This window comes from Bdellovibrio sp. MYbb2 (assembly GCF_056175685.1).
The window spans coordinates 235,646-249,029 of sequence record NZ_JBJKJI010000001.1 but is presented as its reverse complement, the minus strand read 5'-3'; the positions used below and the strand labels follow the sequence as shown (position 1 = coordinate 249,029).

At 49.7% G+C, this 13,384-nt stretch carries 13 protein-coding genes; 2 read left to right on the top strand and 11 right to left on the bottom strand.

All coding sequences use genetic code 11. The features are described from left to right. Positions 1 to 60: 60 nt before the first annotated feature. Entirely contained in the window at positions 61 to 894 is an 834-nt protein-coding gene (locus AC04MQ_RS01235; RefSeq protein WP_015089592.1) for a flagellin N-terminal helical domain-containing protein, read from the top strand. A gap of 174 nt (positions 895 to 1,068) precedes the next feature. After that, positions 1,069 to 2,211 carry a hypothetical protein gene (locus tag AC04MQ_RS01230; protein WP_235046230.1) on the top strand — a complete coding sequence of 381 codons (1,143 nt, stop codon included), beginning with the start codon at positions 1,069 to 1,071 and terminating at the stop codon, positions 2,209 to 2,211. Here the strand turns inward: AC04MQ_RS01230 and AC04MQ_RS01225 are convergent. The 11 genes from AC04MQ_RS01225 to AC04MQ_RS01175 form a co-directional block, all read right to left on the bottom strand. Beyond that, a complete protein-coding gene (locus AC04MQ_RS01225; protein ID WP_475390698.1) occupies positions 2,195 to 3,466 on the bottom strand; it encodes a hypothetical protein in 1,272 nt (423 codons plus the stop codon). The two genes, AC04MQ_RS01230 and AC04MQ_RS01225, sit on opposite strands and share 17 nt — an antisense overlap. Continuing rightward, positions 3,463 to 4,530, bottom strand: a complete 1,068-nt coding sequence (locus AC04MQ_RS01220; RefSeq protein WP_475390696.1) for a tetratricopeptide repeat protein — start codon at positions 4,528 to 4,530, stop codon at positions 3,463 to 3,465. The genes AC04MQ_RS01225 and AC04MQ_RS01220 overlap by 4 nt, the downstream gene beginning before the upstream one ends. Next, the gene (locus tag AC04MQ_RS01215; RefSeq protein WP_015089596.1) at positions 4,527 to 5,267 is read right to left on the bottom strand and encodes an outer membrane beta-barrel domain-containing protein; all 741 of its coding nucleotides are present in this window, start codon (positions 5,265 to 5,267) and stop codon (positions 4,527 to 4,529) included. Before AC04MQ_RS01215 ends, AC04MQ_RS01220 begins: the two co-directional genes overlap by 4 nt. Before the next feature lie 2 nt (positions 5,268 to 5,269). Then, positions 5,270 to 6,340: a hypothetical protein gene (locus AC04MQ_RS01210; RefSeq protein ID WP_475390695.1), complete on the bottom strand. Its 1,071-nt coding sequence runs from the start codon at positions 6,338 to 6,340 to the stop codon at positions 5,270 to 5,272. A 12-nt stretch (positions 6,341 to 6,352) separates the two neighbouring features. Further along, entirely contained in the window at positions 6,353 to 7,579 is a 1,227-nt protein-coding gene (locus tag AC04MQ_RS01205) for a TonB family protein (protein WP_475390694.1), read from the bottom strand. Positions 7,580 to 7,588: 9 nt separating this feature from the next. Continuing rightward, complete coding sequence (locus tag AC04MQ_RS01200) at positions 7,589 to 7,870, bottom strand: hypothetical protein (RefSeq protein ID WP_041576864.1); 282 nt, start codon at positions 7,868 to 7,870, stop codon at positions 7,589 to 7,591. Next, complete coding sequence (locus AC04MQ_RS01195) at positions 7,867 to 10,830, bottom strand: tetratricopeptide repeat protein (protein WP_475390692.1); 2,964 nt, start codon at positions 10,828 to 10,830, stop codon at positions 7,867 to 7,869. Before AC04MQ_RS01195 ends, AC04MQ_RS01200 begins: the two co-directional genes overlap by 4 nt. After that, positions 10,827 to 11,315 (bottom strand): ExbD/TolR family protein, encoded by a 489-nt coding sequence (locus tag AC04MQ_RS01190; protein ID WP_475390691.1) that lies wholly within the window; start codon positions 11,313 to 11,315, stop codon positions 10,827 to 10,829. The genes AC04MQ_RS01195 and AC04MQ_RS01190 overlap by 4 nt, the downstream gene beginning before the upstream one ends. Positions 11,316 to 11,321: 6 nt before the next feature. Then, on the bottom strand, positions 11,322 to 11,768 hold the full coding sequence (locus tag AC04MQ_RS01185) for an ExbD/TolR family protein (protein ID WP_015089601.1): 447 nt from the start codon (positions 11,766 to 11,768) through the stop codon (positions 11,322 to 11,324). Beyond that, positions 11,765 to 12,445, bottom strand: coding sequence for a MotA/TolQ/ExbB proton channel family protein (locus tag AC04MQ_RS01180; protein ID WP_015089602.1), 681 nt, complete (start codon positions 12,443 to 12,445; stop codon positions 11,765 to 11,767). Before AC04MQ_RS01180 ends, AC04MQ_RS01185 begins: the two co-directional genes overlap by 4 nt. 157 nt (positions 12,446 to 12,602) lie before the next feature. Continuing rightward, entirely contained in the window at positions 12,603 to 13,373 is a 771-nt protein-coding gene (locus tag AC04MQ_RS01175) for a LysR family transcriptional regulator (protein WP_015089603.1), read from the bottom strand. Positions 13,374 to 13,384 lie beyond the last annotated feature (11 nt).

Sequence of the window (13,384 nt, the reverse complement as noted above, 5' to 3'; positions counted from 1 at the left end):
CCTTATGCCAATGGATGGCACACTTTCACGGAGGAAGAAATATGAAGCACGGAGGATAGAATGGGATTAAGAATCGGTACCAATGTGGCAGCGTTGAATGCACAAAAAAATCTGTATATGACTAACATCAACGCAAACAGATCAATGGCAAGATTGGCTTCTGGAATGAGAATCAATCAGGCCGCTGATGATGCTGCAGGTCTTGCGATCAGTGAAAACCTCAAAGGACAAATCCGGGGTTTGAGACAGGCCAACCGAAATGCCAACGACGGTATTTCCCTTGTGCAGGTCGCAGAAGGCAGCTTGAATGAAGTTTCCAATATGCTCATTCGTTTGAGAGAGTTGGGTGTACAGGCTTCCTCTGACACAATTGGTGAAACAGAAAGAAAGTTTTTGGACGTTGAGTATCAACAGCTGAAATCCGAGATCCAGCGTATTACTGAATCCACGGTCTTCAATGGTTATGAACTACTTAACGGTACTGGTGGGATGATTGACATCCAGGTCGGCGTAAACAACGACGCTTTCCGCGACCGTATCAGCTTCAACGCTGGCGCGGCCAACGCCTCCATCGATGCCCTGGGATTGACGGCAGAGAATGTGGGGACCAAGGAAAGTGCTCAATTGAGCCTGGGTACGATCGATTCCGCTTTGACATCGGTGAACGCGATTCGCGCGAACTTCGGTGCGCTACAAAATCGTCTGCAATCAACATCGAATAACTTGTTGATCGCAGATGAAAACTTGTCAGCCGCGAATTCCCGAATCAGAGACACTGACGTGGCGGCAGAAACGTCCGAGATGACAAGAAATAACATCTTGTTGCAGGCGGGTGTGTCAGTCCTGGGTCAGGCGAACCAGTCACAACAATTGGCTTTGAAGCTTTTGGGCTAAGGCTGAATTATAACCAAAACTAAAAAACGGCTCCCTTCGGGGGGCCGTTTTTATTTGTTCCCATCATCGCCCGCGATCATTTGCATTTTCAACGCGTTTTCATTTAGACATTTCCAACCCCGGCTAGAGCGAATATTGTTGAATCAAAAGCATCTCCAAGGAACAACCAATCCTATGAAATTGCTAATGATTCTTCTGACCAGCATGGCTTTGCACGCTCAAGCGGCGTGGGACTTGAATGATGTCACTTACCTGATGCCTTTGCCTCAAACCGTGGGCGGGGATGGTCTGCTTAGACTTGAAAGTCCGGCTCGCGGGGGCGCTTTGCTTCCGGTGGCCATGGTCAATCAACTGCCAGTTTTGGCGATTGATCGCACTCGTCCGGAAGTGAACAGCACTCTGCGTGTGATGGCTGTTCGTATTGATCCGTGTTTCCCGCTTCCGACTCCACAATCATGTCAGCGTCAGATCCGTCTTGCGTGGCAGCCGATTGAAATGAACCGTCGCAATGAAGTTGAAACCGTCGATGCAGCCCTGCACAGCTTCTATGTTCTGCAGGACTGGGAGTTTGCGAATCTTTTGAAAGAGATCGACGCCTGGAAGGCCAGACACTCCGTGAACACCAAGTACATGCCTTTGCAGGTGCATCCGGCGTGGGCGGCAGAAAAAGATTCTTCTCCGGCACTGGCGGACTTCCAAAAGATTATTCTTAAATATGCCGGGGTTCAGAACTTCAGCCGGGTGACGGCGATGGTTCTGCGCGGTAACGGTGACATGTGGGCTTTTGCCGGGTTTGAACCTCGTAATAACAAACTGGAACTTTTGCCAATCCCACGTTTGAACCGTCTGTCCCAGTCCTTTATCAACATGGCGGTGCCGGCGGATCATTTCTCTGGCGGCGGGATTTCTCCGATTCCAAAGGGTGCAGACACTTTCAACAATATCGCTGCGGAATCCATCCGCATGGGTGAGGGCACCGAAGACACCATCCGCGAGGAAGTGCGTGCGGCTTTTCGCATCGAAAATCCCAAGTTCTTCAATCCGGAAAACATGGACTGCGTCAGCTGCCATGTGGCCCAGCCAGCCATTCACTGGGTTTTGAACAAACGTCCGGATTTACAGGTTGAAAAACTGTGGAGCCAGGAAATTTACGGCAATCCAAAATATGATCTGAAAAATACGAGTGTTGAGATCTGGAATACCCAGCAGATTCGGGCTTTGGGCTATTTCGGGAAGAACGTGGCCATCAGCCAGCGTGTGATTAATGAGTCCGCCGAGGTGGCGGACTTCATCAACAGAATTACTGCGCCAAAGTAAGAGGAATAAGGTCTACTGCGAAGCGGGCCTTGTCCTGATACTTGTACTCGATATCACCCGGAAGCAACACAGAGTTGTTCTCTGGATCGTAAGTCCATCCACCATTGGCTTTGTTTGGAATCACCTGGCCGCGGCCGGCATTCAGTTGTTCCGGAGTTCCGTAACGAACGCGGATCTGCAAAGAACCGTCAGCCGTCGCACGTGGACGCTGGGTCAGGAAGATCTCTTTAGACAGAGTTTTTTTAGTGATGTCCGAACCGATGCGAGCCAGATCCTCACCAAATTTTTTGTTCACGATACCCACGATGTATTTGGATTTGATTGCGTCAGGGGCACCTTTGTCTTCGTTGGCGCGCACAATCAGCTCTTCCAGTTTCTCAGGGCCAAAACCAGTGCAAGTGCCGTTGTTTTTCGGCGTCTTCTGAGTCATGTCGAAGCACTGTTCGTTGTACTTATGGTGAATGCGCAAAGCCCAGTCTTTGTACTGATCAGAATCAGACGCTTTCACCAAAGCACCGTATACAGCCAATTTGTTGGCTTTGCCTTTTTTGAAATCCAGCAGAGTGCGGGCCATTTGTTCCGGATTGATGCGGGATTGTTTGAATTCGTCAGCATCAGTCAGGAATACAACAACCAACTGGGCGTCTTCACGGAAGAAGCCCTCATTCACGCCACCACGGCCGGATTTTTCCAAAGCTGCGGTCAATGGAGCAAAGAATTCTTCATCTTCAGGACCGCCCTGGTCATACGGTGCAACACCTAAATCAAGAGTCGAAGCCAGCAGGTGCTTTTCCTTTTTGGTCACAAAACGTTTGTTGTAGTTCTGGGACTTGCCGTCTTTGATATGGCGAAGTTCACCAATACCGTATTTGTCTTTCTTCGTTTTCAGGAAGCGGTCCGAGTTGTCCCACGTCGAGATCACGCCGATCTGATAGTCGATCATGGCGTTTTTGTTGATCCCGTTGGTGAAACGATCCAGATTGCGCACCAGATTTTCCTGGGCGGACTTCATGGATTCAGAGTTGTCAGTCACAAACAGAATGTCCACTTGCGGATTGAAATCCAGCTGGCTTTGGCCGCCGTCTTCCGTGATCCACTTGAATTCCTGCTGAGCCGGCATTTCATACTGCGGGATCTCAACTGGTGTTTCAGGGATTGGATCCTGCTGGGCCATAAGTGCCGGGGACTCAGGACTGCAGGCAGTAGCCAGCATCAATGCGGATGTATAAATGCAAAGAGCGATGATCTGTTTCACATTTTCCTCCTGATGTTCTGCGGGCAGGATTTGGCTGCCACGTCGTACTTATCAAGTTCATCAATCCATGGGCGACCGTCGTCCATGAACACCAGCTGATCTTCACCGGACTTTTTGAAATCGCCCTTGGAGTAAAGCTCCTGAGCCAGTTTCATGTCGGTGTGAATTCTTTGAATCGCTTCAACTTCAATCAGGTTCAGTTTCTGCACGATGCGGAAGTTTGCATCGGTTTCATCCTGCGCCAGTTTTTTCAGACGGGATTTCATCTTATCCAGGCTGTCCTGTTGAATTTTACTGACCTGGGACTGCAGCGTCGGGTGAGTGCCGCGGTTTTGCAGAACTTCCAGAGCTTTTTCAGCCACTTTAAAGCGCAGCATCTGTCCCTGAAGCTCGGTGTCTTTATAGTAAAGAACCGGAAGATCCAGAAGGGATTCTGCCACGTCAGAAGCTTTAACCGGGAAGCTTGTCACTTTGGTCAAAGCTTTAGCAAAGGCCGCATTCATGCCGGTCTTAGAAAGGTTTTGAACTTCCAAAATACGGGCTTTTTGTCTTTCTTTGAAAATCTCATGAGTTTCAAAGACACCTTTGTAATCACAAATACGCAGCTGAGTCAGGGAGCGCAGGAAGTACGCTTCCGAGTTCACGACTTCACCAAACTGCGGGCTGACCAGAGTTTTAGTCTGAGCCAGGGCTTTTTCAGAATCGTTTTGGCGGAAGTAAGCCCAGCCTTTTTCTTCGACAGCCTGGAACCAGTAGTCGCTGCCTTTAGGGATCTGGTTGTAAAGCTTCAGGGATTCGTCAAAGTTGCCTTTGGCGAAAAGACCGCGGGCTTTTTTCATTGCGTCTTTGCTGGAGCAATCCACGCACTTTGGCAGAGCGTCTTTTTCCAGATTTTTGAAGTCCAGCATCTTCAGGGCTTCAGAGGAATTTTTGGCATCCAGGGCCGTCTCGAAAGATTTGCCCCAGTCCTTGATGGACAGCTTGTCAGCCGCACCTGCTACAGAAGCAGAGCTGACCAAGGCCATCATCAAAATGTTTTTCAGGAACAAATTGCCAGAGATCATAAAATCCATCCAAGTCCCAAAGAACCAGTCACAGTGTCCAGAGTTCTGGAGCCCGTCACGGGTTGATCTTTGTAAGTCTGGTATCTCATCTCTGCGCGAGCAGAAAGATTTTTGGTGATCCAGGCACCCACACCAGCACCCGCGGTCATCAAAGCCGTCGTGCCGCTGGAAAGAGTCATTTGACCGCCACCTGCCAGCAGGTAAAGGTCGAACTGAGTCACGCCCATATCAAGGAAGCTGGTTTTGCCATAGATCGGGTACCAATTCACAACTGCCAAAGCGGCATTTTCAGGATAGTCGATATCCACTGCGTAAGCGCGACCGCCAGCTTCGTAGTTCTTACGAGCTTGTTCGAACACACGTTTACCTTCATCAGTCAGGTTGTTGCCAAAGTCCATGTAGCGAACACCCAAAGACCAGCGTGGTGTGATGTGATAGTCCATCGCCAGGCTCAGGGATTGAGTTTTCACGTAAGAGTCACCACCGAAAGTGGAACCATAAGCCAAACCGAACTCAACACGGTTTCTGCGCTCAACGATACGGTCTTGCACGATGCGAGTGCGAGTCTGGGATTTGATATTCTGAGCCATCTCTGCCAGCTCTTTGTTGCCACCCAAAGAATCAATGTCGTCAGCCAGTGTCGCTTTTTTAGCAGACGCTTTGCCTTGAGCCATTGCTGGCGAAGCCATAAATGTTGCAGCGATTACAGACAGGGAAAGCAGTTTAAGTGTTTTCATGACTATTGTGCTCCTGTGGGAGTTTGCGGGGCCGCAGGAGGAGTTGTTGGCTCCTGGGACACGAAACGGATCTTCAGCTTGTTCAGAGCTTCCGGAGTGGACAGACTGTTCGGGCTGTAAGCTTTGAAGCTCAGACGAACACGCAGGCCGTTGGCGTTGACCATGAATGAACCGTCTTTCGCCAATTGTGGTTGAACCGAGATATTCTTGGTGTCAAACACCAAAGAGAACTTCCATTTGGAATCACCCAGGTACTCGGGGTCTTTTTTGTTTTTGTCTGCAACAACGTGACGGGAACCATCCAGTTCCAGGAAGTCATTGCCCGTCGTGTAGCTAACACCGTCATAGCTGATCACCAGACGTGGCTTTTGTGCAGAACGACCGTCGATGCCCGGAACTTTCACTGTCACCGAGAATGGAATTTCCTGACCTTGCGCCACTTCCGAAGCCAAGCCATCGACTTTAAGGTCGGAAGGGGCTTCCTGGTTTTTGAACAGGAATAGATTCACTTCACGTTCGCGAACCAGACCTTTGAGTTTGTCTGCGTTCTGCTGGCTGGAAACAGATGTGATTTCTGCAGTCAGTTTCACGTTGAAGGTTTTCATGTTTTCATTGGAGGAAACCGTGTAAAGAGCCGGATTCCATTTCAAAAGATAAAGATCTTTTTCAGCCTGGGAAGCCGTCAAGGTCGCGCCTTCGGGAAGATTTTTGGCTGTCAGGGAGATTTGCACACCCGGTACCAGAACGCGGGCATAAACTTTAAACACACCTTCCTGGCCTTCGTTGAAAGTCATCTGCGCATCAGGAGTGATCACGATGAATTTCTGGTCGATGGTGGATTCTTCTTTTACCACGACGACTGGTTTTTCAACGATCACGGTGTTGGTGATTTCACGGGGTTTGTCCTGACCGTGAGTGATCACGTCCTTGGAATGCTTTCTCAAAGTATCCAGATCGAAAGCCTCACCTGTGGCAGTCTTTGATTCAGGAACCGGATTTTTATTCCAGTCACCGCAGCCAGACAGTACCAAAGTGACAGGGACAGCTAGAAGAGTGGTTTTAAGAAAGTTCATATTCTACCTCGCTTAGCGACTGCTTACGCGCATGAGTTCGAATGGATAAAGAACGTCTACATTTACGTTTCCAACCGGACGGGGGAACTGCCATGTTTTCATGCGTTGAAGCATGCAGTTTTCCACCATGCGGGATCCCAAAGAGGACTGCGCCACTTTGGCTGTCGTGATACGACCTGCAGGGCCGATCACAAAGTCCACCGCCACACGACCACCGATGGATGGCTGGGCTTGCAGACCTTTTTCATAGCAATAAACAATTTGACCTCTGTTTTTGTTGATCACGGCGATGATCTGATCGCGATCCAGACCGCCCTCAACACTTGCTTCGTCATCCAAAGGCAGACTTACTGCGGAAGTGCCGCCGACCAAAGAGATCTTGCCGTTACCAGCCCGGCCACCACCGATGCCTGCTGTGCCGTAACCGCCAGCGCTGACAGCTTTGCCGCTGCCTTCACCTGCAGAACCGGCAATAAGACCATTGCCTGGCATATAACCTTTGATACCACCGCGACCTGCAGAACCGACACCACCACCGCCGCTGCCAACACCGGCAGAACGAATGGCTTTCATGGAGTTGTTATCAAGACCCTCGTAACCACGAGTGCCCTTTGGAGTTCCACCCAAAGCAGCCAAGGCGCCGAAACGGGAAACGTCTTTGGCCTTTGCCGTGTTTACTTTGTAAGGTTTGGTTTTCAATTTCGCCTGAGCTTTCGGGCGATAGACTTTGCTGGTCTGTTTGATTTTCTTCTGAGATACCTGAACGTGCTGGCGTGGTTCCGCTTTTACGACCGGCTTTTCCTGTGGAAGTTCAATGGTCACCAGCATTGGTTCTTCCGCTTTGGTGAAATAGGACGCCCAGATCCAGGCGCCCATCATCAGGCTCAGCACCGCTGCCAGGTGAGCCAGTGAGGTTTTCTTGAGCATGATTTTAAGTTGTTCATCGTCTTGTTCATCTGCCAGCTGGTAAGTCGGGCTGTTTTGAGCAGAGGCGTCTGCCAAGCGCAGACGGCCCAGGCCTTCAAGCGCCACGCCCTGGTCACCCATCTGGGAAAGATCCACGGTTTGCAGCAGACGGTATTCAATGTCGTTGGAGTCAAGGGACTGCAGGTTGGAAACAGCCTCAATGCGACGGCTGTTTTTCAGGTAAACGATGTTCAGCGATTCGGAGTCCACAGCAAAGGTGCGGACTTTTTGTCCTAACCTGTTTTCGAGAATTAACAACTTTGCAGTACTCATATTTACGTCCTAGTTTCTTTTCTCGTCTTGGTCGATTTTGTCATCGAACCGGTTTCGGCCACCCAGGAGATCTTCAAGAAGCTTGTCGTTCTCTACGGTGGCTTTCGTATTCAGTGAGCTCTGGTACTTACCTCTGAGCGCACTGCCATCAAATTTGAACGAGGTGCCGAGTTTGGGCCTGTGGCTTTGCTCTTTTTTCACCTTATTCGATCCCGTCGCTTTTTGAGACGCCAGGGAAGGTACCGCTAGTAGACTAAGCAAAAGGGGGGCCACAACAATCAGGGATTTCATAGGCTCTTTCCTCTCTGAATTTGATTTAAACGGGCTTCCAGGTAGGACGGCATCAGAGGGTGGCCCATTTTTGTCTCTAGGTACTTCAGGTTTTCCAAATCACGCACATTGGATGGGTTTTCAGACACGGATTTACGTGCAGAAACCAGGTCACGGCTAGAGAAGGAAGAAGAACCCAAAGCATCAGACACGGCAGTTTTCATACGGCCACGGCCTGGAAGGTCTTCCAGAATCTGCATTTCACGCAGAAGCAGCTTCTGGATTTCAGGGCGGGCGTTTTTGTATTCGGAAGCCAGTTGACCCAAAGCTGGGGACTGAGCCCACAGTTCATCCATCTTCTGCTTCGCTGTGCGAGCCTTCAGCAGGTACGGCTTAGAGCGGCCTTTCAGCAGGTCCACATACTGACGCTGTTCTGCCGGGCTCAAACCTTTTGGCATTGGCAAAGAAGCAAGGTCTTTCACCAGACGTTCATTTTCAGATGCCACGATGTTCAGCGTGATCAACTGAGCCGTGATGTCTTTCAGTGCCAAAGATTCCTTCAGCAAGCCATCTGCTTTTGCTGTCAGGCTCATGCGTTCTTGAATGGATTTTTGCACAGTGCGGTCGTTCTTGCCGTTCAGCTGATGGGAAGCAATCTTCGGATGGAAAATAGCCACCTTGTTATAGAAATCCTGCTTTTGGAAGAACTGCGCTGCAGATTTGCGACGAAGCTCTTTCATTTCAAATACGGATTTCAAGCCGGATTTGTCCATTGTGCGGGCATAAACCAGCAACGCTGTTTCATTCAGCAAATCCGGTTTTTGTTTCAATTCAGGAGCTTGAGCTTTCAGCTCTTTCACCGGATTTGAAGACAACAACACCAGACGGGATCTCATGATCAGGGAACGCTCACCTTTAAGACCGGCTTTCAAAGCGGCCTTGTAGTGTCTTTCCGGATTCATTTCAGCCAAGTCAGCCAGGGTGCCCAGACGGAACTCGCGGTCTTTTTCAGACACTTTCGAGCTACGAACCTGAGAAGCCATGCGGTAAGCGTTTTTGAAATCCAGATGCTTTTCATAGTGAGCGGCCAGTTGTTCGCGCAGCTCATCTTTTTTCAAGTCAGAAACTTCGTTCATGGCAATCAAAGCCAGGACGGACTGCACATAGATACTGTCTTCACCGGTTTTCTGAGCCAGAACGCTGGCATTGGTATAGAACAGAACCTTTTCAGTGGGTTTTGCTGTCGCCACGTCCGTGCTCATCACTTTCTTCAGGGCTTTTTTCATGTCTGAAGAAGATGATTTTGGATTGTTGGCAACAGAAGCCACTTCGTTCATCAGAGATTTACGAGCCAGTGCTTCAAACTCTGCACGGTGAGCCGGGAAAATCTTTGCATAGTCCCAAGCCCATTTTTGCAGGGTCTCTTCGTTCTTCAGCTGAGCCGCTGAATCTAAAGAAAGGTCGGCGGCTTTTTTGCGAAGATCCGCTGAACCCTTTTTATCTTCAGTCAGGTCGTTGAAGGCCACAGCGGCCTCTTTCAGCTGTTTCTGCTGATAGCTCAGGTAAGCCAGCTGGTAACGAACCTCAAAAGATTTTGCATCGTTGTCAGAATACTTCAGATAGTGAAGATAAGCTTCACGACGCAGATTCAGATCCTGGGACTTTTCCGCTGCGGAAACTTCATTGTTCAAAGCCTCTTCGCGCTCTTTTGCAGAGAACTTGCGGCTTTCGCTGATGCTGCGATAGATCTGGATCGCCAGAGGATATTTCTTCATGTCCATCGCGATTTGAGAACCACGGTTGGCCATTTCGATGTCCGTCGGGAAGGTCTTGTTATAGATAACGTAAGCGTTCAGCAGATCCTGATCCGGATTCAGCTTTTTCAGACGGTGAAGCTCTGTTACATAACGCTTCATCGTTTTTTGCAGTTCTTCACACTTGGATTCATCATCACAATCGGTGTTTTTGAAGGCCGCGGCCGCTTTGGCGAAGTCTTGCGTGGACTGCGTGGTCTGACCACGGTCATAGTTCACTTGTGCCATGCGAACAAACGCAGACAGACGCTCTGATTTAGTCAGATCGGGCTGTTCCAGGTAGCGGTTCAGGATTTTATGCGCCGCTTGTTTTTGTCCCAGACGGTCGGCTTCACCAGCAAAATGGAACAGAAGTTCCTTGCGGTTTTGCGCCGGAGCGAGCGTTTCAAACTGGGCGATTTCCCTGTCATTGATGTTTTTGCGGGAATAGAAAGTGGCCAGATCACGCATGATATCGGCATGGAAAACAGGGTCGTACTTGGAACCTTCTTCCGTGTCGCGGGTGATCAGGTGTTTGTTCTTAAGAAGCGTTTCCAGAATTGTGATTGCAGAGGAAAGTTTGTCCTCGTTGAAATCACACCAAGCCATGTTGTAAGTCACCAGGGCGCGGTTTTCCAGTTTGTCGTCTTTAAGTGCGATTACATAGTGATAACGGGCATCTTTGAACTTGTTCTTTTGGAACAACAGATCACCCAGTGAGGCGTGGGAGCGGGAAACAATCGCCGGATTGATTTTTTTGGCTTTGGCTTCCTTGATGATTTGTTCAAACAGACGAATCGCATTGTCGTTCTGACCGGCCATTTCGTACAAATGCGCCAGTTGGAACAGGATAGGACCGTGTTCGTTCAGGCTGACCTGACGAAGCAGATCTTCGTAAATGCCAATGGCCTTCTGACGGTCGGCTTTAGAGCCTTTGCAGCCGTCACAGTTGGCTTCAACTTCCAGCATGAAGCGGTCACGGGCACGTTCTGCCAGCAAATCGGCCAGACGCTGCTGAGTCGGAACCCAGGATGGATCTTCCTTGCCAATGGCTGACAGGACCCGTTCCATTTTCTGGATAACCAGATCCTGCGTTCCGGCGTTCATCTTTTCTGCATTTGCCAGACGAACGTTCAAAGCGCCAACAAGGACAACACTGAGAAGGGTGATTCGTCTTAGATTTTTCATTGTCCTGGCACCACTGCAAATTTAAGTTTTTCGATTCCGGCCAGGGATCCCGCTTTCAGCAAAGGATCCAGGTCTGCGTATTTCATTTCGGTGTCGGCCTGAACCATCAGTTCAAGGTCTTTTTCCTGGGCGTTCTTTTTCAATTCCGCCAGCTTTTTGGTCAGATCGTTGGCAGCAATCTTTTTGTCATCCAGGAAGTAGTTGCCCTTTTCAATGCGCAGAATCGGGGTCACCTTTTCCACACTTTGACTGTGATGAGCCGTTGGCAGATTCAGCTGATTTGGAATTTCAGTCTCCATACCGCTGTTCTGAGTACCGATCAGCAGATAGATCACGATGATGGAAAAGGCGTCGATCAGCGAGGTCAGTGGCAGGGCAATTGCCAGCTCACGACCCACGCCGCGTTTCTTTTTACCACCACTCAATGCCAGAGCTTCTGTCATCGGAGATCGTTTAGGAGATGTTTCCAGGAAAGTCTTAACCATAAAATCCTACCCCAGCGGGGACAAGCCCACGCCTTCAAAGGCACTTTGTTTCAGGCGGTCCATCACGCGAATCACATCACCATAGGATGTGTTCGCTTCCGGGCGCACAACACTTGTTTTAAGGTCCGGCCATTGAGTGCGAAGATCCTTCAGCTTTCCTTCCAGCATTTCCCAATTCACTCCTTTGGAGGATCGGGCAATACGGGATTCAAGAACTTTAGCCTGAGGAAGATCACGCAAAGAGAGCTGAACGCCACCGTCAGCAGCCATCGTCACCCACAGGGAAGGGGGATTCTTGGCGCCGGCTGTGGAGTTGTCTCCAATAGCCTGCTTGGTATCCAGAGTCCCGATCTGAACCCACACCGCAGTCAGAAGCAGAAAGCAGATCATGACTGAAAGGATGTCCAGAATGGGAAGGATATTGATTTCGAAGTTCAACTCTTTGTTACTCATACCAGGGATCTTTCTTTTTTGTCAGAAACCGGTGCGTAGTGGAAACCCAGCTGGATGAACAGATTCAAAGCCGCTTTGTTCAGGTCTTCGTTCAGACGGGAAGCGCGGTTTTGAAGAACGGCATACATGATCAAAGCAGGAACTGCCACGATCAGACCGTAAGCTGTCGTATTCATCGCCAAAGAGATACCGTTGGAAAGAATCGCCGCTTTTTCAACCGGGTTCGCATTCGCGATACCAGCAAAAGAATGAATCAGACCGGTGATGGTACCCAACAGACCCACCAGGGTCGCAACGTTGGCGAACATCGCCAGGAAGCCGATGCGTTTTTCAACGCGTGTGTTTTCCTCAAGAAGGATTTCATCCATTTTAAGCTGGATTTCTTCTTTGCCGCCCATATCAATGGCAGCCTGGATGCCTGCAGAAGCAACAACACCAAGCGGCTCTTTGGCGCTCATTTGCAGGGAGCGGCGCAAAGCCTTGTCCAGATTGCCGTTTTTGATGTCTTCAGCAATTGTTTTGGACAGGTCTTTTTGGTTCACCTTGCGGTTTACAAATAGAGCGATAGAGCGTTCTGCGATAATTGCGACGGACACAACCTGAGCAGCCAAAATAGCCCACATCCAGAAAGCGTCAGAAGAAGTGAAAGCGCGACCAAGTGACAATAGGAATTCCATAAGTCCTCCGTTAAAAGAATCCGGAATCCTTATGAGCAAGGGGGGTGCCACAGCCCAGTGTCTCAATACGAGGCCCCCACAGAACCTTGTGTGAATAATTTCAACACCAGTGACGTTTTATGGCGTCACCGGTCCGTCACTGTAGGGGAATGTGGAATCACTCCTCGATAGCGGAAATGATGTTTTCCCAGAGCATGGGATTAAGCAGTTCAGAGCCGATCATCATCACCGGTTCAGCGTCTTTGGCGCGACCGCGTTTGGCTTCGGTGGGAAGATGCCCAGTGCCGCCGTGCTTATCAAACCAAGAGCGACGGATGGACAGGGAGTTGGAAACGAAAACATGAGGAAAGTGTTCCAGCTCTTTTTTATTGGCGCGACCGTATTCGAACGTGGAAAGAACATTGAATTTCTTCGAGGATTCAATGTGCTCCAGCTTCTGGAAGCCCAGCTCCATCAGATATTTGAACTTCTGACGGCCCGGCTGTTTGGAAGTGAAAATCAAATCCAGATTTCCGGAAAGGAAGTTTGCTTCCAGTTCATTCAGATCAAAGATGTCCAGCGTGATTTTTTTAACTCCGACCTCTTCAAAGCAAAGACGGGACGTGTTCAGCGCAAAATCTGAAAGTCCTTCCAGGGTGCCGATATGCAGTTCACCCACCATCTGGTTGTTGCTGATGCCCTGAAGTTCGGTTTCAAGACGGCGGATGGATTTTTCAAAGATTTCGGAAAGCTGGAAGGCCACGGTGGTCCATCCGGACTTTCTTTTCGCTGAACGATCCAGCAGGACGATTTTCAGTTCGTCCTCGATCTTGGCGATGATACGGGAAAGCTGGGGCTGGCTCAGGCCGACGTGCAGGGCGGCAGCAGAAAGATTTTTGAAGTTGACTGCTTTGGCCAGGACACTGAGTTCATAGTACAACTGTTGCATCTTGTCTCCGT